The sequence below is a fragment of the Leptospira chreensis genome (assembly GCF_016919165.1).
GTDB lineage: Bacteria > Spirochaetota > Leptospiria > Leptospirales > Leptospiraceae > Leptospira_A > Leptospira_A chreensis.
On record NZ_JAFFPS010000039.1, the window covers coordinates 53,491 to 77,754 of the forward strand.

23 protein-coding genes are annotated in these 24,264 nt (G+C 38.8%); 11 read left to right on the plus strand and 12 right to left on the minus strand.

The genetic code is table 11. The features are described from left to right. The first annotated feature begins 10 nt into the window (after positions 1–10). Positions 11–1,411, plus strand: coding sequence for a two-component system sensor histidine kinase CreC (creC, locus tag JWG41_RS12185; RefSeq protein ID WP_408611755.1), 1,401 nt, complete (start codon positions 11–13; stop codon positions 1,409–1,411). A gap of 74 nt (positions 1,412–1,485) precedes the next feature. Beyond that, entirely contained in the window at positions 1,486–2,814 is a 1,329-nt protein-coding gene (gene creD, locus JWG41_RS12190) for a cell envelope integrity protein CreD (protein WP_205270210.1), read from the plus strand. Between the two features lie 110 nt (positions 2,815–2,924). Here the strand turns inward: creD and JWG41_RS12195 are convergent, their stop codons facing one another. Genes JWG41_RS12195 through lsa14 form a run of 4 tightly spaced genes read right to left on the minus strand, consistent with a single transcriptional unit; the run spans position 2,925 to position 4,975 of the window. Continuing rightward, positions 2,925–3,914 carry a hypothetical protein gene (locus JWG41_RS12195; RefSeq protein ID WP_205270211.1) on the minus strand — a complete coding sequence of 330 codons (990 nt, stop codon included), beginning with the start codon at positions 3,912–3,914 and terminating at the stop codon, positions 2,925–2,927. 3 nt (positions 3,915–3,917) lie between these two features. Next, complete coding sequence (locus tag JWG41_RS12200) at positions 3,918–4,253, minus strand: TRL domain-containing protein (RefSeq protein ID WP_205270283.1); 336 nt, start codon at positions 4,251–4,253, stop codon at positions 3,918–3,920. A gap of 2 nt (positions 4,254–4,255) precedes the next feature. Next, the gene (locus JWG41_RS12205; RefSeq protein WP_205270212.1) at positions 4,256–4,573 is read right to left on the minus strand and encodes a TRL-like family protein; all 318 of its coding nucleotides are present in this window, start codon (positions 4,571–4,573) and stop codon (positions 4,256–4,258) included. A 12-nt stretch (positions 4,574–4,585) separates the two neighbouring features. After that, positions 4,586–4,975 carry an adhesin Lsa14 gene (gene lsa14, locus JWG41_RS12210; protein WP_205270213.1) on the minus strand — a complete coding sequence of 130 codons (390 nt, stop codon included), beginning with the start codon at positions 4,973–4,975 and terminating at the stop codon, positions 4,586–4,588. Positions 4,976–5,533: 558 nt separating this feature from the next. Between lsa14 and JWG41_RS12215 the strand changes: the two genes are divergently transcribed. Both JWG41_RS12215 and omp85 read left to right on the plus strand, forming a co-directional pair. Beyond that, positions 5,534–7,087: a methyl-accepting chemotaxis protein gene (locus JWG41_RS12215; RefSeq protein WP_205270214.1), complete on the plus strand. Its 1,554-nt coding sequence runs from the start codon at positions 5,534–5,536 to the stop codon at positions 7,085–7,087. A gap of 146 nt (positions 7,088–7,233) precedes the next feature. Then, complete coding sequence (gene omp85, locus JWG41_RS12220) at positions 7,234–8,757, plus strand: Omp85 family outer membrane protein (RefSeq protein WP_205270215.1); 1,524 nt, start codon at positions 7,234–7,236, stop codon at positions 8,755–8,757. Positions 8,758–8,820: 63 nt separating this feature from the next. Here the strand turns inward: omp85 and JWG41_RS12225 are convergent, their stop codons facing one another. The 3 genes from JWG41_RS12225 to JWG41_RS12235 all read right to left on the minus strand — a co-directional run bounded on the left by JWG41_RS12225 (position 8,821) and on the right by JWG41_RS12235 (position 10,756). Then, positions 8,821–9,258 carry an OsmC family protein gene (locus JWG41_RS12225; protein ID WP_205270216.1) on the minus strand — a complete coding sequence of 146 codons (438 nt, stop codon included), beginning with the start codon at positions 9,256–9,258 and terminating at the stop codon, positions 8,821–8,823. Positions 9,259–9,582: 324 nt separating this feature from the next. Beyond that, on the minus strand, positions 9,583–9,939 hold the full coding sequence (locus JWG41_RS12230) for a DUF3703 domain-containing protein (protein WP_205270217.1): 357 nt from the start codon (positions 9,937–9,939) through the stop codon (positions 9,583–9,585). Between the two features lie 13 nt (positions 9,940–9,952). Beyond that, on the minus strand, positions 9,953–10,756 hold the full coding sequence (locus JWG41_RS12235; RefSeq protein ID WP_205270218.1) for an AraC family transcriptional regulator: 804 nt from the start codon (positions 10,754–10,756) through the stop codon (positions 9,953–9,955). Positions 10,757–10,834: 78 nt separating this feature from the next. Here JWG41_RS12235 and JWG41_RS12240 point away from each other — a divergent pair, with 78 nt between their 5' ends. Both JWG41_RS12240 and JWG41_RS12245 read left to right on the plus strand, forming a co-directional pair. Continuing rightward, entirely contained in the window at positions 10,835–11,284 is a 450-nt protein-coding gene (locus JWG41_RS12240) for an SRPBCC family protein (protein ID WP_205270219.1), read from the plus strand. A gap of 99 nt (positions 11,285–11,383) precedes the next feature. Further along, positions 11,384–11,800: an SRPBCC family protein gene (locus JWG41_RS12245; RefSeq protein WP_205270220.1), complete on the plus strand. Its 417-nt coding sequence runs from the start codon at positions 11,384–11,386 to the stop codon at positions 11,798–11,800. A gap of 41 nt (positions 11,801–11,841) precedes the next feature. Here JWG41_RS12245 and JWG41_RS12250 read toward each other — a convergent pair whose 3' ends face one another. Continuing rightward, positions 11,842–12,438, minus strand: a complete 597-nt coding sequence (locus JWG41_RS12250) for a class I SAM-dependent methyltransferase (RefSeq protein WP_205270221.1) — start codon at positions 12,436–12,438, stop codon at positions 11,842–11,844. A 182-nt stretch (positions 12,439–12,620) separates the two neighbouring features. Here JWG41_RS12250 and JWG41_RS12255 point away from each other — a divergent pair, with 182 nt between their 5' ends. After that, on the plus strand, positions 12,621–15,359 hold the full coding sequence (locus tag JWG41_RS12255; protein ID WP_205270222.1) for an ATP-binding protein: 2,739 nt from the start codon (positions 12,621–12,623) through the stop codon (positions 15,357–15,359). A gap of 82 nt (positions 15,360–15,441) precedes the next feature. On the opposite strand, the gene JWG41_RS12260 is transcribed toward JWG41_RS12255, so the two are convergent. Further along, positions 15,442–15,867: a DUF3995 domain-containing protein gene (locus JWG41_RS12260; RefSeq protein WP_205270223.1), complete on the minus strand. Its 426-nt coding sequence runs from the start codon at positions 15,865–15,867 to the stop codon at positions 15,442–15,444. A gap of 425 nt (positions 15,868–16,292) precedes the next feature. Here JWG41_RS12260 and JWG41_RS12265 point away from each other — a divergent pair, with 425 nt between their 5' ends. Further along, positions 16,293–17,264, plus strand: coding sequence for a ribonucleotide-diphosphate reductase subunit beta (locus JWG41_RS12265; RefSeq protein WP_205270224.1), 972 nt, complete (start codon positions 16,293–16,295; stop codon positions 17,262–17,264). A gap of 20 nt (positions 17,265–17,284) precedes the next feature. Next, the gene (locus tag JWG41_RS12270; protein ID WP_205270225.1) at positions 17,285–19,669 is read left to right on the plus strand and encodes a ribonucleoside-diphosphate reductase subunit alpha; all 2,385 of its coding nucleotides are present in this window, start codon (positions 17,285–17,287) and stop codon (positions 19,667–19,669) included. Positions 19,670–19,677: 8 nt separating this feature from the next. Here JWG41_RS12270 and JWG41_RS12275 read toward each other — a convergent pair whose 3' ends face one another. Next, positions 19,678–20,769, minus strand: coding sequence for a calcium:cation antiporter (locus JWG41_RS12275; RefSeq protein WP_205270226.1), 1,092 nt, complete (start codon positions 20,767–20,769; stop codon positions 19,678–19,680). 299 nt (positions 20,770–21,068) lie between these two features. Between JWG41_RS12275 and JWG41_RS12280 the strand changes: the two genes are divergently transcribed. Further along, the gene (locus tag JWG41_RS12280) at positions 21,069–22,466 is read left to right on the plus strand and encodes a beta-propeller fold lactonase family protein (protein WP_205270227.1); all 1,398 of its coding nucleotides are present in this window, start codon (positions 21,069–21,071) and stop codon (positions 22,464–22,466) included. A 10-nt stretch (positions 22,467–22,476) separates the two neighbouring features. Then, the gene (locus tag JWG41_RS12285; protein WP_205270228.1) at positions 22,477–22,947 is read left to right on the plus strand and encodes a DUF6790 family protein; all 471 of its coding nucleotides are present in this window, start codon (positions 22,477–22,479) and stop codon (positions 22,945–22,947) included. Positions 22,948–23,110: 163 nt separating this feature from the next. Here the strand turns inward: JWG41_RS12285 and JWG41_RS12290 are convergent, their stop codons facing one another. Both JWG41_RS12290 and JWG41_RS12295 read right to left on the minus strand, forming a co-directional pair. Further along, positions 23,111–23,476, minus strand: coding sequence for a DUF2200 domain-containing protein (locus JWG41_RS12290; protein ID WP_205270229.1), 366 nt, complete (start codon positions 23,474–23,476; stop codon positions 23,111–23,113). A gap of 10 nt (positions 23,477–23,486) precedes the next feature. Further along, positions 23,487–23,942: a VOC family protein gene (locus JWG41_RS12295; RefSeq protein WP_205270284.1), complete on the minus strand. Its 456-nt coding sequence runs from the start codon at positions 23,940–23,942 to the stop codon at positions 23,487–23,489. Positions 23,943–24,264 lie beyond the last annotated feature (322 nt).

Genomic DNA, 24,264 nt, shown 5'->3' on the forward strand with positions numbered 1-24,264 from the left:
TATCCTAAGTATTGGATTTTATTATTTAATTGATAAAACGGAAGAATCCATTCGCCCTCGTTACATGGAAACAGTCGAGGAATCATTAAATGATACAGCTCATATTTTATCTGCGATTGTGGAAGAGAGATTAGAACAAAATCCTCTTACCTATTCCAAGTTTTCAGAGACACTCCATTCGTTATTTTCACCGGTATTCGAAAACACAAACAAACGTTCTTTCGAAGCAAAGATTTATTCTCTTCTAAAAACAAATACGGACATCCAAGTTTATATCACCAATACAAAGGGAATTGTGATTTTTGATTCGGAAAAGTATAGGGAAGGACTCGACTATTCCAAGTTTAACGATGTGTATTTGACTCTCCAAGGAAAGTATGGAGCACGTTCGAGTAAACTGATCGATACAGAAGGAGAAGGGGCTTTGTTTGTCGCCTCACCCATTCGATACAAAAATCAAATCGTTGGCGTTCTCACTGTCATCAAACCAAAAACAGGGGTGATTCCTTTCATTGAGGAAGCCAAAAAAAAGTTTTGGCGGATTTCACTCCTTGTGGCTTCAGCGATTGCCATTCTCTTTAGTTTACTTGCGTATTTGAGTTTTCGTCCTATTTTACGCCTTTCGAAATATGTAAGTTCCTTACGAAAAAAAGAAAAGATAGTTTTCCCAAAACTTGGGATTCGCGAATTGAATGAACTTGGGAAAGAAGTGGATTTACTCGTCGAGGAAATTGAAGGGAAAAAATATATAGAATCGTATGTCCAAACTTTGACTCATGAAATCAAAAGTCCACTCTCCTCGATTTTAGCATCGGTAGAACTTTTACAATCTCATCCAAACGAATCCACTCGTCTTATCAAAAACATTCATGAGGAAGGAAAACGAATCCAAAAACTCATTGAACAAATGTTAGAGCTCTCCTCTTTAGAGGGAAACAAATCCATCTCATTAGAGGAACGGGTTCTTTTGTATGATTTAGTTAAGGAAGTCCTTCTTAATTTCCAATCCGAACTTCAGTGGAAATCGATCCAAGTGGTGGTAAATGCAGAAAACCAAACTTTGGAAGTCCAAGGAAACAGAAATTATATATACTTAAGCGTAGAGAATCTAATCAGAAACTCGGTCGACTTTGCCAATGAAAACGATACGATCACCATTGGAATTCAGGAAGAAACAAATGGTTTTTTGAAGTTTTCTGTGATGGATGAAGGCCACTGGATTCCTGATTATGCTCTCACTCGGGTAACAGAAAAATTTTATTCTTTACCAAGACCAAATAACAACCGTAAGAGTTCTGGTTTAGGACTTAGTATTGTAAACCAAATTGTGAACCTTCATGGAGGTAAGTTGGAGATCCAGAATCGAAATCCGCGAGGGGTCCTCGTTTCTATTTTTTTTCCAAAAACCTAGACCCTCACAGAATCCTCACATTCAGAACATAAAAGACTCACGAAAAAGATCTATCCTATAGATAGGAGATTTTTATGAGTAAACTACAAACATCTGTCAACCTTCGCCTTGCCATCCTCGGTGGAATGGTTTTATTATTTATCATACCACTCGTGATGATTGGTTCCTTAATTGATGAACGAAGCGCCGCAAGAAACCAAGCGGTAACGGAAGTGGGAGAAAAATGGGGAGCAAACCAAACCATTGTTGGGCCTATCCTTATGGTGCCTTATAATGTAAGGACTCCCAAGTCTGGTTCTACAAAGGAAAAAGACAAATGGGATTATGTTACCGATTATGCTTATTTTTTACCGGAAGAATTGGATTCTGCGGTAGAGATGAAAACAGAACTTCGTAAAAGAAGTATCTATGAAATTCCGTTATACACGAGTAAAATGAAGATTACAGGAAAATTTTCACCAATTGTTTCCTCTGATTTTCCAATGGATACAACCTATATCTATTGGGATGATGTTCGGCTTGTTGTTTCTGTTTCCGATTTGAAGGGACTTGGAGGAGAAATGAAATTGTCTTGGTCTGGAAAAGATAAAAAGTTTTTACCGGGAACAAGGTCCTCCTCTTTTCCATCCGGACTCAATGCTCCGGTTGTGATTACAGAAGCTGGTAACTCCATACCATTTGAAATCCAAATGGAAGTCAAAGGATCAGAATCGTTGTCTGTGATTCCTGTTGGAAAAAAATCCAAACTAGTGATGAATTCCGATTGGAAGGACCCATCCTTCAATGGAAATCTTTTACCAAAAGATAGATCCATTCATGAGAATGGTTTTTCTGCGGTCTGGGAATCTTCCTACTTTGCAAGATCTTATCCGCAAGTGATCCACTCTATGGATGTTCAGATTCTCGAAACCATTCTAAATTCAGGGTATGGTGTGAGTTTGGTGATTCCGGTAGACCATTATTTAAAAATGGAACGATCGGTAAAGTATGGCCTTCTCTTTATCGTCACTAGTTTTGCTTTGTTCTTTCTTATGGAAGTATTTGGTGGTGTTCTTTTACATCCCATCCAGTACATCTTAATCGGATCGGCAATGGTTTTGTTTTATGTTCTGAATCTATCTTTTTCAGAACACTTAGGATTTTTACCAGCTTACATTCTATCGAGTTTGGCAGTGACAGGACTCATTGGATACTATGCGATGAATGTATTAAATAATAAACGAAAAGGACTTGTTACTGCTTCCTATTATCTAGGTTTGTATTCTTTTCTTTATGTGATTCTTGCATCCGAAGAACAAGCCTTACTTCTGGGATCTTTGGCCCTATTTATCGTTCTTGCGACTGTCATGCATTTCACTCGTAAGGTGGACTGGTATCAGTTTGGATTGAAGAAGGAGATATAAGTTTAGAATTTAGGTAATCTGCGATACATAAACTAAACATTAATAGAAGTAGAAAGTTTTAATAAGGAACCTAACAGGATTTAAACTTCCTGTTAGGTTTTTTTAAGAGATCATTCCCCAAAACTTTTGGAAAATTCCAATGTGAAGTTGAGAGCAGTAAAATCAAATTTTGTATCTTGAGAACCATGCCAAGCAGAATACAATAGTGTCGCTGTCGGTGAGTTTCCTAAAGTAAAGTAGTTTTGGTGTTTCACCTTCATATTTTCTTTGGAGTATCCCCATTTTGCGGCAAACCAAGAAGAAAAACGAAATACAAAGTCTAGTGTTTGTTTGGTTCCTGAGTAAGTCGCATCCCCATTCGCATAACCAGCAGTAATGACACCGATAGTCGCTATGGATGTTGCGACTCTGGAATCGTTACCTCTTAAGTTATAGAATTGTTGCCCTAAGTGGATTTCAAACCATCGTAATGGTTTAATTTCTAAGTGGATCCCAGGTACGATACCTTTGACATTTAAAGTTGCATCTGCGTCCTGTATCGTAAAAAAAGATGTGCCACCAAAACTTCCAGGTGCAGGTGGGATGTAATCGTAAAATACACCCGACATGTCTGTCAACTGGTTGATGCTGGTTCTTCTTAAACTGGCTCCAATATTAAAATGTGAATTCACAGGATGGAAATAAGCAACCCCCAAACTTTTTTTGTTCTCTTTAAATTTAGCACCGTAGGGATCATCGTTATTACTCGCATTTACCAAAACCCTGGATTCGTAAAATACGCGGAACTTGTCCTGGTAACGATATTCCACTTCCCTCGTATTGGCATTACCATCAAATTTTGGCATTTGTTCTGTGAAGTATATCAAATCAATTACAGTTGCACCATTGAACGTCATATAGGCGAGATCTGCATTTCTTTGGTAATCTTTTTCGGGAATATATAGAGTTCCAGCACTTCCCGTAGATCGGAAATACACTCGGTGTTTGTCTGGTTGCCGTACTTCTGGCAATTCATGGGTGGAGTCAAAGTCTTTGGCAAAAAGACTGTCGAAAGACAAAAACACAACCCCCAATGTTAAGATGATTCTTTTAAGGGACACTGTCTATTCCCCCCAAACAATCACACATTCGCGATAAAAAAGTCCGAATGGTAAAATCGTCAAAGACTCGCGGTCAATGACTGCAATCTTTTTGATGTTTGCATGTTGTGCGGCCTCTTCGATAGAGTTACCAGATCCATAGTAGAAAATATTCACTACCAAACCTGATATACTGCAAGACTTACCAGACTTTTCTACTTTAGCGGATGTTATCATATTTCCTACAGCATCCCCATTTAAATGTTGGGTGGTGTTAGAAAATAGATAACCTGGGATTGGAGTGGTCACACAGTTTGTAAAAAGTGCTAAACTAAAAATTGAAAGTAAAAGGTATTTCATCATTATTCTCCAGATACAATTGTACAGTAGTTACGGAATAAACCGGTGAAGACAGATAGGGAGGAGTGGTCAATCGTTGCAATTTTGCTGATTCCGTTTTTGTTGGCTACGGATCCAGCACCAGCATCACCCGCGCTAAAAAGATAAAGGACAGTGAACTGACATCCTTTTCCTTCTTTTGTCGCTTTTACATTGTTTTCCGCATTGAATGTACCAGCAAACTTTGTGGAAGAATAAATAAAGCCGTGAGTTGGGCCAATCGCACAATTTGCGAATAAAAATACAGATAAGAGAGAGATAAATACTAATTTCATTTTCATTGGGAACTCCGATTATGATCCTTTAACAATCGTACATACTCTATGGTAGATATAACCTGCAACAACGCCGAGCTGTTCATAATCTATATAGGCAACTTTTGTGATATTTGCAGACTTTTTCGCTGATTCGATGGAGGAATCTCCAAAAGAAAATAAGTATAATATTGAATGGTTACAACCTCTACCTTCAGAAGTTCCTTCCGCATTGAATCCAAGTGGGCCAGGAACATACGTTTTGTGGTAAAATAATCCACCTTTGGATATAGTTGACCCGGTTGCATACTCCCGTGTTGGGTTTGTATTTGCACTTGGCACATAACTCGCATGGTATGAACCACCTGTACAGTTTTGTGTAAGTAATATGAATGTGAGTGAGACGGCAAAGAAAATACTCTTTTTCACATGATTCTCCTGATGATTTTTGACAGTTGTATTTTTGATTCTGTTTTGTGTCAATCGTGTTGGGTTTTTTATAGAAATACTAACAGAGAAAAAGTGGTCTTGTAGTGAAAAACAGGTATGTTTCCATTTCAGACTATTCTAAAAAGGCTTGCAAAGCCTAATGGATGTCTTGTGGAGAGAGAATGATCGCCGTTAGTTTGCCTTTTCTAATAAAAAGAGAATTTAAAATCTTTAAAATTTGTATTTTGAAACATAAAGGAACCGGATAGAGATTCCCCAATCCATCCGATTTGGTTGAAAGTTTTGTCGTTCCTTGTGATTCTTTTCGTCCGATTTCTATTGGGATGAACAAGGTTCAGCTTGGTTCACCGAAGATAGATTTAAGCAGAACTATGACTCCGAGAGGAGTTTTTTTTGTACAATCCCTACCCAAACGCCTTGTCAGTTGGTCGGTTCTTTTTTTGGAATCTATCTATAAGAGATGGGACGTTTCTTGCCAATGGGTTCTCTTCTTAGAATATGGCCTAAAATCTAAATACTTGATACAGGAGGTTCTGTTTGTTTGCTAAATTTTTTGCCTCAAAAACCGAGATGACGATTTCCGAAGACCTTTTTACGGAAGTGATGTTACGAAACAACAAACGTATGTTTCTTTCGTTTCTTTCGATCCTTGCTCTTGCAAACATAGCAACACTTTCCATCAAAATGGCGGGGAAAGGTTCGGATTACCTCACTTACCAAAGTATTTTTATCGAATTTGTCCTCGCTACTTCCATATTGATTTTTGGATTTTTACTCTCTACAAAGTTAAAAACACATTGGTCTTCTAGTTATATATCCATTACTGGTGTTACACTCTGTTTACTTGTATTTCAATATGTGATTTATGGTGCGACTGAACTTGCGGCAACATTTTATATTTCCTTTGTTCTGAGTGTGTTGTATTTCAATCGGAATGCATCCATATTCAATTTCATTCTGATTATCGTTTCAGAAATTGTTTTGTTTTCTTTACGACCAGAATTAATCCCTGGTGGCCCGAGAAGTAACGTCATTGTAAGATTTCTTATTTTTATTTGGGTAGGGATTGGTGCCACTGTCGGGGCAACAGCAACCAGGAATCTTCTGAACCTAGCTGTAGAAAAACAAAAAGAAGCAAAAAAGGCTTTAGACAATTTGTTGAATATGGCAAAAACCATTCTCCAAACCATCGATGTGATGAAAGACCAGATTAAAAATCAAGATACCATCTCAGGAGAACTAAAACAAATTTCGGAACACCAAGCATCTTCTCTTTCTGAAATATCTATTTCCTTAAAAGAATTATCTTCCAAAGCAGATTCAAATAATAAAATCGCCAAATCGTTGTATAACGAATCAGAAGTATCCATTCAATCTGTAAATGATTTAAAAGCCATCAATGAAACTGTTCAGACTGGTACGGGAAGGATCTATAAAAATTTAGATGTTGTGACGGGTTATTCCAATGACACATCCGAACACATTCACCTCTCTATTAATAAGTTCAATATCCTCAAAGAGAAAAGTACGGAGATTGCCAATTTTGTTTCTGTGATTAATGATATTGCAGACAAAGTAAACTTGTTATCTCTCAATGCAGCGATTGAAGCGGCAAGGGCAGGGGAACATGGTCGAGGATTTGCTGTAGTCGCCGAAGAAATATCTAAGCTTGCTGCTGCTACCACTCGTAACTCCAAAGAAATTTCAAAGATCATTCAAGAAAATATATCTCTCATTGGCGAAAGTAGTGAACTCATCAATCGTTCTTCTAGTATGATGGGAAAATTGGACTCAGCCATTGGAGTCATCAAAAATGAAATCACAGGGGTTGGTTCCAAAATTGTCGAAATCGACAAAGCCATCGAAACCATTGATAACCTAAACACTCGGATTTACGAAACCAGCAAAACCATCGAAAATTCTACGAATTCCCAGAAGATTGCCACTGAGGAATCCACGAGAATCACAGCGCACATTTCAGAGTATGCGACAAACATAGTCGAAATTTCCAAACAAATTGCAGAAGGTAGCAAATCCACTGGCGGAATCATCATCAAACTGGATTCCATGGCCAAAGAAATGACCAATTAACCAAAAGTTCACCAAAGACAGCAGTGTTCAGAAATTGAACGAAATGGCAGGAATTCTATCTATAAAAAGTGAGTGGTAACTCATTTCTTGATTGACCGAATCATTTCCGTACGTATCGTCCATGGGTTGTGTCCACTCGCATAACTATGAATCGAAACCGAAACCTTGTTTTTTTGCCCTTATTTGTTTGGTTTTTCTTTGTTTATCCGGCTTCTCTCTCGGCCCAGGAATACATTCCCAGTGCGGGTTGTGAAAAAGACCCGCCACCGAAAAATCTTCCCTTCCCTATGGATCCGACCAAACAACTTTGTAAGAAGGACATAGAGGATAAAAAAGAAAGTTGGTATCCCACAGGCCTTCCTCTCATCAACTCCGATCCCAATGAAGGGATTGGGTATGGGGCCCGCGCTTATATCTATGAAAATGGAAAGAAGTCCGATCCACTTTTTTATTACACTCCCTATCGTATGCGTGTGTTTGCTCAGTACTTCAATACCAATAAAAATGCCCAATACCACCAAGTGAGTTTGGACATGCCATTCATCGCAGATACCCAGTGGCGTCTGCGGGCTGACCTTTTCCTAACCATCACACCCACCACATTGTACTTTGGAATTGGTGAAGAAACAATGAAACCATTATCCTATCTGGAAAGGAACCAACCAGATGGAAGGCATATTCAAAACGCCAGTTATATGGATCAAGAAAACAACCTTACATTCTTCCGACCAGGGACAAGTTCTGACCCAATCAGTTTCGGCGGAAAATCTTATTCTGGATTTCCACAAACTCCTGGTTATGTGGTCACAGATAAAATGTACAACCGTTATACAATTGAAACACCGATGGCCACAGCGAGTACTGAACGTTCTTTTGTGGGTGGGACAGTAAGACTTGTAGCCGGTTTTAAGTTTTCTAATAATATTGTTCGAACCTATGATGGTCGTCTGGCACGAGGTGTGGATCCACTTCTTGGGGGGGAACATACCGCAGATGTTCCCAACGGAAAAACCAGACTCACAGAAGACTATGAAGGCAAAAAAATCATAGGATATAATGGTGGTTATGTGAATGCCCTTCGTGTTGGTCTTGTATACGACACAAGAGATTTTGAACCCGATCCCAACTCTGGAATTTTTGCAGAAGCCACTTATGAAAAACATACAAAGGCCATTGGGTCTGAATATGATTATCAAAAATACTTTGCACAAACAAAACTCTTTTGGAGTCCTTTTCCTAAGATATTTGATAAACTAGTCATCGCCAATCGTTTTGGTTTGGGTGTGACGGAGGGCGAATCTCCTTTTTATGAATATAGAAATATGTGGGGAACGGAAGGACTGGTGGGAGGTCTTGGGGGACTTCGTACACTTCGTGGTTTCAAACAAGATCGATTTGTGGGACGCGCCATGGGTTGGGGGAACACAGAAGTTCGTTGGAAGTTTGCAGAAGCGAGGATCGGTTCTGAATTCTTCGCTTTTAATTTAGTTCCCTTTTTGGATTACGGTCGTGTATGGGACGACGAACATAAATTAGGTTGGAAAGGTTACGCCTATTCTCGAGGTATCGGTTTACGAATTGCTTGGAACCAAGCTACCATCATCATGATCGATTACGCAAAATCGAGAGAAGACGAACAGGTTTTTGTCAACTTTAGCCATGTTTTTTAGTTAGAAAAACGAAAGGGACACCTATGTTTGTATCCAAACCTTTGGTGTCCCAAATACAATCCATTAACCTGCAACAACCACTTGGTTGAGTACAGCAACTCCCGAAAGACTATCCTTCACCGGACATACTTTGTGAATATGTGCAAGAAGGGCATCAATGTTTGCTTTTGGTGAATCACTTTCAATGTTCACTCGGTAACGAATTTCTGAAAATCCTGGCCTAACATCCGATAAACCTTGAAATCCATCTAAATCCAAATCACCTTCCGCAAACACTTGGAAATCTTTTAATTCCACTTGGTGTGCTTTTGCAAAAACAGAAACAAGCACTCCCACACAAGAGGCAAGTCCACCTAGTAAATGTTCAACGGGATTGGCTCCCAAATCGGTTCCACCTAAAAATTCCGGTTCATCAATCACCCATTTGTGTTGCCTTGATTCCAGGTTTAGTTTCAGGCCACCCGCCCAGGACGCTTTTGCTTCAAATAATGTATTCGCCATTTGATTCCTCCAAATTGCTTTTTACTGAACTTGGTGAAATCCAAAGAGTCGGCAAATCCTATATTCGCTATAGCGGACAATTTGTCCAATATTGCATAGTATATGGTTCGAACTTCTTGTACATTGGACAGGGCCGAATTCTCAGGCTGCCTCGAATTCTATGGAAGCACGGGATGGGATTCTCAAAACGACCGGGCTACTCCAGGGTCCGCGTGCGCTCCCGTCCCCCACCATCTAACGATGGCAGGTGACCAAGCCTTCCGTATCCCTGGCAGAGGATGGATTCTGAATCGGAATGGCTCTTTTGATAGGTTTTGTGAAAGTTTAAGCTTTTTCTCCGGCTCTTTCGAATAGAACTTTCAGGTCTCCCTGAATAGGTAATACCTGCATGATTCCAATATTAGCTCCTCCTGTGTTTCCCATCGGAGCCCGACCGAGAAGGGATCCGATCCCGGCAGCAGAAAGCCGTACCAATTGTCCGAGAATTTCGCGTTTGTCTTTTTTACGAATTCCTACTTTTAACATCCACCAGTGATTGTATGTATGAGGGAAAACAAACCTTTGTCCCAGAACATGGGCGCGTTCTAAATGAGAAAAAGATTCTGTATACTTCGATTCTTTGTATAAGTTTTTTGCTTTGGCCATCTCAACGGCAAATGCTTGTTTTAGAATGGGATGCATATTGTCAGTTTCCTTATTTTGTAGAATGTAAATATTCTTCTGGGCTTAGGCCAATTGTATTTTTAAAATCTTTGATGAAATGAGCCTGATCATAATAACCCAGATCCAGAGCCAACTCTGCAAACTGAATGGATTTTTCTTTTTCCATTCGTTCTGCCACTTCTTGGATCCGAAATCGTTGGATGACCCATTTGGGACTCACTCCTACATATTCTTGAAAGAGTCTTTGTAGGTTACGAAGTTGGATCGAATATAGTTTTGTAATTTGTTCTACTGATTGGATGGTTCTATCTTCTTTGATTCTATCGATGATGGTGTTGATCAAGGTAATTTTGGGATCGGGTTCCGGTAGGATTTTTTCCAACCAAGTTTCAATGATTTTGATTCGATCCCCTTCGTCTTCTTTTTGAAAGATTTCCGTTTCCAGAAGTAAGTTATCTTCGTTTGTAAGTTCAGAAATGGGAAAGGTTTTGTCAGTGAGACTCGAGATAGATTTTTGAAAGAAGGGATAAAATCCTCCGGGGCGAAACTTGATTCCAAATACAGAACCTTTATCTTTCAAAAGAGTGGAAAATCTACCGCGAGTGACCCCAAAGATTTTGGAATTTCCTTTTTCAAAAACAATATGTACACTAGGGTAAGGAAGGGTTTCTGCAAGATAAGGTTCTTTGCCACTTAAGTCCCAACTAACAGTCCAATAGTGTTCTATAAAATAATCGAGTTTGGTGCTAGCAAAATACCGATTGTGTTTTGCGATCAGGTTTGCTTTGTTTTGGCGTAAAACTCCGCGAGTTGGTTTCCCTTTTTCTTTCGCCATACCACTTATTTATCCTTTTGTCGTGTTTTTACAATCCAAAACTTTGAATCCCTGATATCTTATTGTTAGAGGTTAATCATGAATTCTACAACACAACTGAACCACCATTTAAAATTAAATCTGACAAAATCCATTCAATCCAATTCGAAAAGTGTTTGGGAAATTCTCACAAAACCCCAATACATCAAAGAATATTTGTATGGAACTGAGGCCATTTCGGAATGGAAAGAGGGAAGTTCTCTTCTTTTTAAAGGGGTTTGGGAAGGAACACCATACGAGGAAAAAGGAATCATCCTTTCTTTCCAACCTCCGCATACATTCAAATACACTTATTTTTCAGCGTTTTTTGGGTTACCCGATTTATCAGAAAACTATTCCATCATTGAAAATAAACTAACAGAAGCAGATGGTATTGTGACCATCCATTTAAACCAAACTGGATTTACGGCTGAGGACAAACTCAAACATTCCGAAGAGAGTTGGAACCATTGTTTGGATATCATCAAATCCATTGCGGAAAAGAAATAAATTTCGGTAAATGGGGCCTTTCATTTTTTGCCAAATCTATCTCTCGGTGCAAAAGAAAATGCTTTTCAACTTTGAATCATTCCCATTAATTTTCAGGAAATGGAAACTAACCAAATCACCGTTCAATCCACCATCAGCGCCGACCAGAAAAAGGTTTGGGACTATTATACAAAGCCTGAACATATCATCCATTGGAACTTTGCCTCAGACGATTGGCAATGTCCTTGGGCGAAAAACGATCTACGAGTCGGGGGAAAATACAGTGCCAGAATGGAAGCTAAAGACGGAAGTTTTGGTTTTGAGTTTGAAGCAACTTATGACAATATCACTGATCAAAAATCATTTACCTATACAATGGAAGATGGTAGAAAAGCTTCCGTTTTGTTAGAGCCAATCGGAAACAAAACACAAGTAACTGTCAAATTTGATGCGGAAGATCAAAATCCTGTGGAAATGCAACAAGGTGGTTGGCAGGCAATTCTTGATAATTTTAAAAAATATACAGAGTCCCACTAACAAAAAAAGAATCTTGTAAACCCCTAAAGGCCTCTGCTATTTTATTTTGAACTAGTGGAAATGAATAGAGAGGCGTCTTGGTTCATGAAAATATTTTTTCCATGATGGAAGGTTTTGATTTCTATATTTTTGAATCCTACATCACTAAGTAAGGATCTCAGCTCTAAGCCTGTGAATCCATTATGTACCTTCGGGTGACTGATATTTTCATTTTTATCAAAATCGATTATGATTAGTTTTCCCTCTGCATTTAAGATTGAGTAAAAAAACTTCAGAATTTGTTTTGTATCGGGAATGTGTAGAAGGACCAAAGATACAAGAATGGCATCCACTTCCAAATTAGATGGGAGTTTCGTAAAATCAGAATCCATCACTTCCGCATTTTTGATTTTGGTTTGAATGATCTTTTCTTTTAGAATTTCCAACATCTGTTCCGATGAATCAAGGAATAGAATTTGATCCGCAAGGTTCGATAACTCCAGGCCAACAAGTCCCGTGCCACATCCATAGTCTAATAACGTTTTTATTTTTGAAGTTTTTATCTCATCATAGACCGCAGATACAATGATGTTTGCTAATTCCTTTCTTTCCTTTGTATCATATTTGTTGGCAAGTTGATTGAAAATATTTTCTTCCATAATGTCATTTTGGAACCATTCCCTTTTTCAGTGAATTGTTAACTTCAATTCCTGATTCAGAAAATTGGTCGGCTGGTCCGAAGAAAAGATCTCTCTTTTGGGACGAAAATAAATTCATTTCCAAGCTTATAAGCCAAGAATTTATTTCTTTTTCTTCTGATTTAAATCGTCTTTAGACTTATATGCCTTCCTGGAATGCCTATATCAAAAAATGCAGCCGAGAATTTTTTCTCCAGGTTTTGGTATTCCTTCTCTATCTAATCGCCGGGAAATTAAGTTTGAATTTGTCTTCGATTGACGGATACAGCACTCCCGTTTGGCCACCGGCAGGTCTTGCCCTCGGCTTTGTATTGTTGTTTGGAAACCGAGTTTGGATGGCATTATTTTTGGGTGCCTATCTTACGAACACAACGCACTTCCCGACATCGGAAACTTGGATTGAGTTTCTCATTGCTAGTCCACAAAATATAACGATATCACTGGGAAATTCAACCTCTGCCGTTTTGGGTGCTTATTTCTTAAAAAAGTATTCTGATCCAAATTTGAATATCTTTCAAGTTCATGAGATCTTAATCTTTTTTGCTTTTGCAGGTCCAGTGACAGCATTCATTTCTTCTGCGATTGGAAGTTTTTCTTTATTTTACTTTAAAATTATCTACTTCGAATTTCTATTTCAAACCTGGCTTACTTGGTGGATGGGTGATTCTATTGGAATTATCATTTTTACACCACTACTCATCCTCATTTGGAAGTGGTATAGGGGTGAAGAAAAACTATTACGGTTAATTATTTTTTCTTCTGCTACGATGAGTACTTTTGTATTCACCTTATCTATTTTTTTTCTGACGAGGAACTGGGAAAAAGAATTCATAAGTTATCGAATTAAGTCGGACGGTCATATTGTTTCCACAGGGATCACCAATCGGTTATCAGAAAACATTCGAGTGGTAAAGGCTCTTGGTTCCTTTATATCGTTAGTTGGAAACTTAAATCGTAAATACTTTGATGAATTTGCAAAAGAAATTATGGAGGAATCAGAGAGTGTGACAGCAGTATCTTGGAATTCTTCCATTCGACATACATCACGATCGGCACGTGAAGCAGAGCTAAAAATTGATTATCCCGATTCGATAGGAATTTCGACACGAAAAGAAAAAAAACGAATCCCTTCGCCAGTAAACGAAGAGTATGTGTACATCAAATACATTTACCCTTACGATGAAAACCACCAAGCTGTTGGATTTAACTTACTTTCCGATTCAGTTCGTAAAGAGGCCCTTCTCCGTGCCATGGAAAGAGAAGGAATCGAGATGACTGGTAAAATCAGTTTAATTCAAAACAAGATCAACAACTCTGGTTTTTTGATTCTTTATCCTGTGAAGAGATTGAATGGGGAATCTGGATTTGCTACTGCAATCATTCGAATCGCAACCATTATTGATAACACATTAAATGGGAATGATCAACATGATCTATGCATTCAAATTGAAGAAGTAAATAATCCATCCAATTTGAGTATATTCTCCGAAGAATGTTCGAATATGGAAGAAAAGATTTTTTCTGACTATTCGTATGAACATCAGATAACCATTGGTTCTCGTATTCTGAATATAAAAACAATCGCGACTAAAGAGTATTTTCAGAAAAACCTAACCAATGCATCCCGGTTTCTTTTAATCATATCTTCTCTACTGACCGGATTACTAGGAATGCTCTTACTCATCATCATGGGGAAAGAAAAAAGCATTCAGAATATTGTTGAAAAGAGAACTTTTGAATTAGAAAAAGCCAATCGAGTGAAATCGGAATTTTTGGCCAACATGAGTCATGAAATTCGTACACCGATGAATGGTGTGCTCGGAATGTTGACATTATTGGAACAAACGCCAATTAATTTGGAACAGAAAGATTATTTGGACAATGCCAAAAAATCGGTGTTATCACTTCTCACCATCATCAACGATGTATTAGATGTTGCAAAATTAGAAAATAAAAAGTTGGAGATAGTTCCAAGACCCACCAATATCAACAAGTTATGTAAGGATTTGGTTCAGTTATTTTTGACTGATGCCCAAAGGAAGAATTTAGATTTTCAAGTGAATGTTTCCGATTTAGATACAAACCTGTATGTCCTTGTTGATGAAAATCGCCTTCGTCAAATATTGATCAATCTGATTGGGAATGCTTTGAAATTTACCTTCACCGGATCTTTATCCTTAGACGTCCATTTAAGTGATGATAAAAGGTATATTGTATTTCAAGTGAAGGATAGTGGGATTGGGATTTCTGAGGAGAATATCCCAAAACTATTCAATCGTTTTGTTCAATTAGAAGATTCACGCACCAAAAAATTTGAAGGTTCCGGCCTCGGTCTTTATATTTCCAAACAACTGGTCAATTTAATGGGTGGAGAAATTGATGTACAAAGTGTTCTCGATTCAGGGTCCATCTTCCAGTTTACAATTCCATACCAAGAAACGGATCAAAAAGAAATACAAATTGATAATATGAATCCTAAACTAATGACGGAGGATAAAAAATTTCATCTTTTGATAGCAGAAGATAATTTACTCAATCAAAAGTTTATCGTAAAGATATGTCAGAATGAAAACATAAAAGTCAGTGTTGCCTTCAATGGAATGGAAGCCATTCACTTATTAGATGAATCTCTCGGTCATATGGATGATCGATTCGATATGATCCTTATGGACATCCAAATGCCTGTTCTTGATGGACTGGAAGCAACGAAACTAATTCGCAAACGTAATGATTCCTATCGAGATATTCCGATCATTGCCATCACGGCCAATAGTATGGATTCTCAGCTAAAAGAATATGTAGAAAATGGAATGAACGGATGTGTCAAAAAACCAATCATTCTTTCTGAATTGATGACAACGATCTACAGAAACTTGGTGTAGGGTATCGTAAAACTCCAATCAGTTTTGTTTATAAAATATAAATTCATTCAGCTACCGAAAGCCAATTAGAATTTAATATTTGTCATAACCCTCTTTGGATCAGATAGGCTAGTAGAGAAATCAAAAGACAAAGAGGAGAAAATAGAATCGTATCAAAGTAAGCAAATTCTTTGTTTTTGATTCGTTTGGTAAAACCTAAATAATTAAAATCTCCAATAGCACGAATTCCAAAGATTGCGCTTGTGAACCAACATCCTATCACATAAATCCTAGAATCAAATAACGGTTGTATCATGCCAGTGAGTGTGAAATAAAAACCGGAAAGTAGGAGTAAGAAAAGACCTACAACAAAACTATCTATCCTTTTGGGATAAAATAAAAAACTTCCATCTTTTTTTCTAGGTAATGCGACTTCAAATCCCCAAAGGATACCGATAGACCAAAGAAAGTGTAAAAGGCTAAGGAAAAGAAAAATACCAACCAATACGATTATATATATAAGATTCATAAAGCAAACCTTAGGTGGATAGATCTAAAATGAAAACTAAATATTGTTTATCGATTGTTTACTTTTCTATGGGAAACAGTTTGTTGGGTCATCAGTCAAGTGTTTGCAAATCGTCACTTATAGCATTTGGCGCGATCGGATTTTTTTCACTTTTTCCTTCGTTTTATTCCATTGACAAAATATGTCTCTTTGGGTTTCTTTAGATTCTATTCCGGGAGGAATGAGGTGAAACTCCTCAACTGACGGCGCAACCGTAAATCCATATCTCACTTTAGATAAGGAAAGTCGGATCTTCCCACATATGAATCGCCCGTAAACGATCATCTGTACCGAAAATTTTTTCAGGGCCCCGGACTATTGCTACCGGGATACCCACACCTTCTCCTCAAATAAGATGTTGTGTCCCGACTAACGGAGATTTAGTTATGGATTACCAATCAGAAGTTTTATTAAAAGAAAATAAGGATCGTTTTGTCATCCTTCCTATTAAGTTTCCGCAAATTTGGGAAATGTACAAAAAACAACAGGCATCCTTTTGGACCGCCGAAGAAATCGATTTGAGTAGTGATTTGGAAGACTGGAATTCCCTTACAGATAATGAACGATTTTTTCTGAGTAATGTTTTAGCATTTTTTGCCGCAAGTGATGGAATTGTAAACGAAAACCTAGCAGTGAACTTTATGCGTGAAGTGCAACTTCCTGAAGTTAGGTGCTTTTATGGATTCCAAATTATGATGGAAAACATCCATTCGGAAACCTATTCCCTTCTTATCGATACTTACATAAAAGATCCAAAAGAAAAAAATAGATTATTCCATTCCATAGAAACCATTCCGGCCGTACAAAAAAAATCAGAATGGGCCTTACGTTGGATCGATGAAGGAAATTTTGCGGAACGCCTTCTAGCCTTTGCTGCTGTAGAAGGGATATTCTTTAGTGGAAGTTTTTGTGCCATTTTTTGGATGAAAAAACGAGGACTCCTCCCTGGCCTTAGTTTTTCGAATGAACTGATTAGTCGTGATGAAGCCTTACATTGTGAGTTTGCTTGTATTCTGTTTAAAATGTTAGAAAACAAACCAAGCGCCGACAGGGTGTATGAAATTTTCACTGATGCCGTCAACATTGAAAAGGAATTCATCACCGAATCTCTGTCAGTGGATCTTATTGGTATGAATGCAAAACTCATGCAACAGTACATTGAATTTGTGGCAGACCGTTGGCTCATCGAACTTGGTTTTGATAAACTTTATTATTCCTCCAATCCCTTCGATTTTATGGAAATGATTTCCTTACAAGGGAAAACCAACTTTTTTGAAAAACGAGTGGGTGATTACCAAAAGGCTGGAGTTCTCAATTCGGAACAAAGTTTTACTTTTTCTCTGAACGAAGATTTTTAAATTTTAAACAAGGAAATTATATGTTTGTACTCAAAAGAAATGGAAAACAAGAATCGGTAAAGTTTGATAAAGTCACAGCCAGGATTGAAAAACTATCCTATGGACTCAGTCGTTTGGTAAGTCCTATCGACGTGGCAAAAAAAGTAATCGAAGGTATTTATGATGGGGTAAGCACATCGGAACTCGACAATTTGGCTTCCGAAATTTCAGCCTCTCTCACCACCAAACACCCAGACTATGCACTCCTTGCCAGCCGGATCGCTGTCAGTAACCTTCATAAAAACACGACTAAATCTTTTTCGGAAACCATGGAACGATTGTATTCCTATGTAGATCCCAAAACCGGAAAGGCGATGCCACTCATTGCCGAAGATGTTTGGGAGATTGTCAAAAAACATTCTGAACTTTTGGATAGTTCCATCATTTATGATAGAGACTTTGGATTTGATTATTTTGGTTTCCGAACTCTGGAAAAATCCTATCTACTCAGACTTGATGGAAAAATTGTAGAACGCCCGCAGCATATGTATATGCGAGTGGCCATCGGAATTCATAAAGACCGGATTCAAGACGTAATCAAAACCTATAATTTGATGAGCGAACGTTGGTTCACTCATGCCACACCCACTCTTTTCAATGCAGGCACGCCCAAACCACAGATGAGCAGTTGTTTTCTTCTCACGATGAAAGATGATAGTATTGAAGGAATCTATGATACTCTCAAACAAACGGCAAAAATTTCACAAAGTGCCGGTGGGATAGGTCTTTCCATCCATAATATCCGCGCCACAGGTTCTTATATTGGTGGTACCAATGGAACAAGCAACGGGATCATTCCCATGTTACGCGTGTTTAATGATACAGCCAGGTATGTGGACCAAGGTGGTGGGAAACGAAAAGGTGCCTTTGCCATTTATTTAGAACCATGGCATGCTGATATTTTTCCATTTTTAGAACTAAAGAAAAACCATGGCAAAGAAGAGATGCGGGCTCGTGATTTATTTTATGCACTTTGGATTTCTGATTTGTTTATGAAGCGAGTGGAAGAGGGGAGCGATTGGAGTTTGTTTTGTCCCAACGAAGCTCCGGGTCTTTCTGATGTGTATGGAGATGATTTTGTAAAACTCTATGAACAGTATGAAAGAGAGGGCCGAGCACGAACCAAAGTCAAAGCCCAAGAACTTTGGTTTGCGATTGTGGAATCGCAAATCGAAACAGGAACTCCTTACCTTTTGTATAAAGATGCAGCCAATTCCAAAAGTAACCAGAAAAATTTAGGAACCATCAAAAGTAGCAATCTCTGTACGGAAATTTTAGAATTCACCAGCCCTGATGAAGTGGCTGTTTGTAATTTAGCATCTGTTGCTTTGCCTAAGTTTGTTTCCGAAGGTAAATTTTTATTTGATACTTTGTATGAGATTGTCTATCAAATGACGGTGAATTTGAATCGTATCATTGATGAAAATTATTATCCGGTTCCCGAAGCCAAAAACTCCAACTTAAAACACCGTCCAATTGGGATTGGTGTACAAGGACTTGCCGATGTTTTCATTCTACTTCGAATGCCTTATGAAAGTGATGCGGCAAAAAAACTCAATATAGAGATTTTTGAAACCATCTACTTTGCCTCGATGACAGCGAGTAAAGACATTGCCAAAGTCGAAGGAACCTATCCAAGTTATCCTGGTTCTCCTCTTTCCAAAGGAATTTTCCAATTTGATTTATGGGATGTCAAACCCACAGGACGTTGGGACTTTGAAAGCCTTCGTAAAGAAGTGGTTCAATATGGAGCGCGGAACTCTCTTCTTGTCGCACCTATGCCCACAGCCTCCACTTCCCAAATTTTGGGAAACAACGAATGTTTTGAACCTTATACTTCCAATATCTATTCCCGGAGAGTCTTAAGTGGAGAATTTATTATCGTCAATAAACATTTGTTACATGATTTGATTGAACTCGGTTTATGGAATTCCCAAATGAAAAACCAAATCATAGAAGCTGGCGGTAGCATCCAATCCATCCCTTCGATTCCTGATTCTCTCAAAGAAATTTACAAAACGGTTTGGGAAATGAAACAAAGGTCACTGATTGATATGGCCCGCGATCGTGGTGCTTTTATTTGCCAGTCCCAATCCTTAAACTTGTTTGTTGAAAGCCCTACAGTATCCAAACTTTCCTCCATGCATTTTTATGCTTGGAAACAAGGTTTAAAAACGGGGATGTATTATTTGCGAACGAAAGCTGCCACTCAGGCCATCCAATTCACTGTCGAAAAAGCTAAGGATCAAATTGTCAAAGATACCGAACTTCCGATTCCAGATCCAACTAACAAATCCAATGCGGGATCTGAATTTGTAGGTGAATCCTGTTCTATGGAAGAGGGATGTCTTGTTTGTGGAAGTTAACTCAACTTTTATGGCATAAGAGAGATCGCTAAAAAGGAAGCCATGATCACTAAATGGATGAGTCCATGAAGGGATGTGGTTCTCCCCGATCCAAAAGTAAAACTTCCTGCAAGAAAGGTTACCATAAGAAACACAATTCCCTTGGTGTCGAGTCCGAGGGTTAATGGTTTATCAAACATTAATGAATAGAAACTGACCGCAGGAATGGTGAGTGCAATACTCGCCGCTCCCGATCCCAACGCTAAGTTCAAACTAGTTTGTAGTTCATTGATTTTTGCTGCATTCATCGCCGCTAAAGTTTCCGGTGCCAAAACAAGAATCGCAATCACAATCCCCACCACGGCCTTTGGTGCCCCGAGGGCTGCGATTGTGTGTTCGATGGTAGGGCTTAAAATTTTTGACAATCCGACAACAGCAACAAGGGAAAAGATAAGAGAAATAAAACTAGTGATCGCTCGTTTTTGAGTCGGTTTCGTTTTGGTTGTCTCTGCCGTTACTAACTCCTCACCTTCCGAAGCTGCAAAGAAATTTTTATGAGATTTGGTTTGCGACCAAACCAGAGACCCATACAAAACTAAAGAAGCAAGCGAAACAAAGATCAATTGTCCTGCGCTGTAAGTCCCTCTGTTGGTAGATGTTGTGTATAATGGCAATATCAATGTGAGTGTAGAAAGTACAGCCAGTACTCCAAGCAGTGCCGTTGTGCCAACAGATTGAAATCCTAACTCCTTATGTTTCAATCCACCTAACAGAATGCAGATTCCAATGATTCCGTTCGTGACAATCATAAGGGCCGCAAACACTGTATCTCTCGCAATTTGTGGTGAGTCCGCCGTGTCATTACTCATAAGGCTGACAATGAGAGCCACTTCAATCACTGTAACAGAGATAGCTAAAATCAAAGTCCCGAGTGCAGGTCCCACTCGTTCGGCGATGACTTCCGCGCTATGAACCGCACTAGAAATTCCCGCGGCTAAGAATACAACGGCCATTGCGATGAGGAGGCCTTCGCCAATGGGTGCAACGACCACTCCGATCAAAACGAGAAGGGACGTAAGAGAAAGCCAATCATTGGATGTGAAAGTTTTTGAATTTGCCATTGTGATTCTAAAAATTAAAATTTAATCTCTTTGTCTCTCAGACTCCATGGATTACCATAAAGTTCAACAAAATCCATAGAATTGCCATCGTAAAAAAGGGGGCGCCTCGAATCTCACGAGAACCCAAAATCCCTCACAGGCACGACCGGGCTATCCGCTCCAATCTTCCCTTCGGGAAGGATTTCCGCTTCTATCCCTGGCGCTAACAGTAGGTAGGAGGAAGCTACATTTAGCATGGCTTCCTAATTTTTGGAATGACATTTTCTTGGGATTCGCTTTATTTATGTTTGTTGGTTCGGATGAAGGCAAATCTTTCTAATCAGTCTAGTGATCGTAAGATCGTCAAACTTCCAAAATTATTGTATTTGGTAGTTTGCCTTTTTTCGTTCAATGCCTGTCTTCTCAATCCCATCGTACAAAGCGTACTTTGTCCCGATAAAGATTCTTCTTTCAATCCTGCTCTTTGGTTACTCTCTCCCAATCCCTTGGTCGAATTCAATCAGTCCTGGGCTGGGGTTCGTAAAGGCGACAATTTACAACTCGAAGCTCGGTACTATATGTACGGTTATAGGATCGATACTACTTTCCAATGGTCGAGTAGCAACACTTCTGTTGCCACAGTGGATGCCAATGGATTTGTGCAGAGTATTGGCAATGGAAAGGTTTATATAACAGCGATTTCGGGAGATGGAAGGGCCAGCGCAATTTCTGATATCACTGTGTATTCGGGTTTTGTGTATACTAGTTTGGATACAAGTAATTCTGTCAGTCATCTTACCATGGCTCCTTCCACAGGTTTATTGATATTGTCTGGAACTGATTTAGCTGGCAGTGGACCCACTGGAATTACGGTAAACCCTTCTGGTAAGTTTTTATTTACAGGTGATTTTTATAGTGATACGATCTCTCATTTTTTAATTGATCAATCGGACGGTACACTCACAGCAAATGCCACTCCCACAATTCCTGCTGGCGACCGACCCAGAAACTTAATCACTACCCCTGATGGAAAGTATTTATATTTGGCTTCCGAAGGAACTCAAACCATTCGGGCCTATCGAGTCAATGTAAATGGAACACTTACCTTTATCGATTCATACTCCACAGTCATTGGACAGTCACAAATTCAAATTTCAAGAAATGGAAATTTTATATTCTATTTAAGTCCTACACTAACAGAACTCATTTCTTACAGAATCAATTACTCTGATGGAACACTAACGCAAGCTGGCGTAAGTCCCTCGTTTTCTAATGATGGCTCTGGGAATGTAGCAACCCATCCCAATGGACGTTATCTCTATGTTGGATCTTATCCGACTTTAATGATTTTTAATTTGGATCAGGAAACTGGCTCTATGAGTTTTGTGGATTCCTTGAATCATTCCAAGAGTATCAATGGTTCGGCGATGCATCCCAGCGGCCTTTTTTATTATCTGGTTCATATCAACGAAGGCATAATTGCTTGTTATACGGTTGATCCAAAAACAGGAAAAATCACTTATTCATCTGCAGCGACGGGATATGCTGCAATTAGTTTGCGATTTATGGTGATTGATCCTACAGGCAGGTTCGCTTATGTTGCAGCTAATAATGGTTCGAATTTATTCCAGTTTAGCATCAATCAAACCACAGGAGAACTCACTTCCATGGGAACAGTGAATGCTGGTGGACCCCAATGGAATTTGATCTTTTTGTGAGGAGTACCAAATGGGTTATCTAATTTACATAGTAATTACAATGCTATTAGCACCGCTACTTTCTGTGGTTTTTGAATTCTATTATCGTTCTCCCCAACAGAGATTTTTGGATCTTTCCTGGAAGTGGTTTCTATTTTGGGCCATAGGAATCCGACTCATCACCGCAGGCGCAAATCAAATTGCCAATCCAGCATTCACTGCGAGTATCATGCAACTCGGTGATTCGGCCCATGTTGTGATTCGAGAGTTAGGTTTTGCCAATTTACTGATGGGTGGTTTGGCCGTATTATCGTTATTCTTTCCTTCTTTGCGACCTGCTGCAACACTTGGTGGTCTTTACCTGGGGATGGCGGGATTACTGCATGTCATTCGTGGGATAGAACATGTAAATTTCAAAGAAGCAACAGCACTGATTTCTGATCTGTGGGGTTTTCTTATCGTTGTTGGTTATTATGTAGATTCGTTTTTATTGCGAAAGTAGAAAGGGCGCCTCGCATCAGATTCTTTTTCTCAATTTGTTCTAAGACGCGATCAGGCTTTCCGTTCCAATCTTCGCTTCCGCTCCGATTTCCACTGCAATCCTTGGCGCGGGGCTTTCATGATTGTATGAAAGTTGTTTGATTACAAAACCTTGATCTAACAAATCAAGTATTCCTTAAAATCTTTTCCATTGTTTTTCCCTTTGCCAATTCATCCACAAGTTTGTCCAAATACCTTACTTGTCTTGTTAATGGATTTTCGATCTCTTCCACACGATAACCACAAATCATTCCTTTAATTAGATTTGCATTTTTATTTAATTTTGCTTTTTCAAAGAATGTTTGGAAGGTTACATTCTTATCGATCAACTCTTTGATTTGCTTTTCATCAAAAGAAGTTAACCATTCGATCACTTTGTGTAATTCCTTTTTAGTTCTTCCTTTTTTCTCAACCTTTGTAATATAGTGAGGATAAACGGCGGCAAAAGTCAGTCTGGCAATTTTTTCGTTATGTTCTTTTGTTGGTTCCATAAATTTATATTTATTTTTTCCCGAGTTCTTCTGCCAAACCTATTAATAGTCCTTCGGTTCCGCGAATATAACAGAGCCGATACATGTCTTCATACTGAACCACTTCGCCAACAAGTTTGGCTCCATGAGTCTTGATCAGCCTTGAGACCATTTCATCAATGTCTGCAACGGTGAACATAACGCGCAGATAACCGAGGGAATTTACAGGAGCGGTTCTGTGATCGGAAATCGTAGGTGGGTTCAGATATTGTGCAAGTTCAATTTTACTGTGACCGTCTGGGGTAACGAGCATAGCAATCTCCACACGCTGAGAATTAATTCCAGTTACGCGACCTGCCCATTCTCCTTCGATAATGGCTCTTCCTTCGAGAGTCAAACCAATCTCCTCAAAGAAAGAAATGGCGTCATTAAGGGAGTTTACGACGATACTGACATTATCCATTCTTAGTAGTTTGTTTTGAGCCATAGTTTTATCTCCTTTTGGTTTTGAATTGGATCTTACATCATGATTCATTAGAGACCTTGAAAATCCTTCCAAAGCATGAACCCGATGTCAAAGATGATGATAACATAGTCTCGTTTTTAAAACTAGTATAAACTTTTCCTCGCGCCCGGATCGATCCGCGGATTTTTCATTCTTGTGATTGTGAATATCCTCTGTTCTGATTAGATTCCCAACCGATAACCAAATGTCCGGGGATTTATTACGAAAGTTAAACGTTGTCTCCGTTGTTTCTGATTTTGAATGAAATACCGTTGTTATCGATTTATTTTTTATCCTCCTGATT

Coding starts and splice junctions, on each gene's coding strand:
- creD (WP_205270210.1), top strand. CDS start 1,486: ATGAGTAAACTACAAACATCTGTCAACCTTCGCCTTGCCATCCTCGGT.
- JWG41_RS12200 (WP_205270283.1), bottom strand. CDS start 4,253: ATGAAATACCTTTTACTTTCAATTTTTAGTTTAGCACTTTTTACAAAC.
- JWG41_RS12205 (WP_205270212.1), bottom strand. CDS start 4,573: ATGAAAATGAAATTAGTATTTATCTCTCTCTTATCTGTATTTTTATTC.
- omp85 (WP_205270215.1), top strand. CDS start 7,234: ATGAATCGAAACCGAAACCTTGTTTTTTTGCCCTTATTTGTTTGGTTT.
- JWG41_RS12225 (WP_205270216.1), bottom strand. CDS start 9,258: ATGGCGAATACATTATTTGAAGCAAAAGCGTCCTGGGCGGGTGGCCTG.
- JWG41_RS12230 (WP_205270217.1), bottom strand. CDS start 9,939: ATGCATCCCATTCTAAAACAAGCATTTGCCGTTGAGATGGCCAAAGCA.
- JWG41_RS12235 (WP_205270218.1), bottom strand. CDS start 10,756: ATGGCGAAAGAAAAAGGGAAACCAACTCGCGGAGTTTTACGCCAAAAC.
- JWG41_RS12240 (WP_205270219.1), top strand. CDS start 10,835: ATGAATTCTACAACACAACTGAACCACCATTTAAAATTAAATCTGACA.
- JWG41_RS12245 (WP_205270220.1), top strand. CDS start 11,384: ATGGAAACTAACCAAATCACCGTTCAATCCACCATCAGCGCCGACCAG.
- JWG41_RS12250 (WP_205270221.1), bottom strand. CDS start 12,438: ATGGAAGAAAATATTTTCAATCAACTTGCCAACAAATATGATACAAAG.
- JWG41_RS12255 (WP_205270222.1), top strand. CDS start 12,621: ATGCCTTCCTGGAATGCCTATATCAAAAAATGCAGCCGAGAATTTTTT.
- JWG41_RS12260 (WP_205270223.1), bottom strand. CDS start 15,867: ATGAATCTTATATATATAATCGTATTGGTTGGTATTTTTCTTTTCCTT.
- JWG41_RS12265 (WP_205270224.1), top strand. CDS start 16,293: ATGGATTACCAATCAGAAGTTTTATTAAAAGAAAATAAGGATCGTTTT.
- JWG41_RS12270 (WP_205270225.1), top strand. CDS start 17,285: ATGTTTGTACTCAAAAGAAATGGAAAACAAGAATCGGTAAAGTTTGAT.
- JWG41_RS12275 (WP_205270226.1), bottom strand. CDS start 20,769: ATGGCAAATTCAAAAACTTTCACATCCAATGATTGGCTTTCTCTTACG.
- JWG41_RS12280 (WP_205270227.1), top strand. CDS start 21,069: ATGAAGGCAAATCTTTCTAATCAGTCTAGTGATCGTAAGATCGTCAAA.
- JWG41_RS12285 (WP_205270228.1), top strand. CDS start 22,477: ATGGGTTATCTAATTTACATAGTAATTACAATGCTATTAGCACCGCTA.
- JWG41_RS12290 (WP_205270229.1), bottom strand. CDS start 23,476: ATGGAACCAACAAAAGAACATAACGAAAAAATTGCCAGACTGACTTTT.
- JWG41_RS12295 (WP_205270284.1), bottom strand. CDS start 23,942: ATGGCTCAAAACAAACTACTAAGAATGGATAATGTCAGTATCGTCGTA.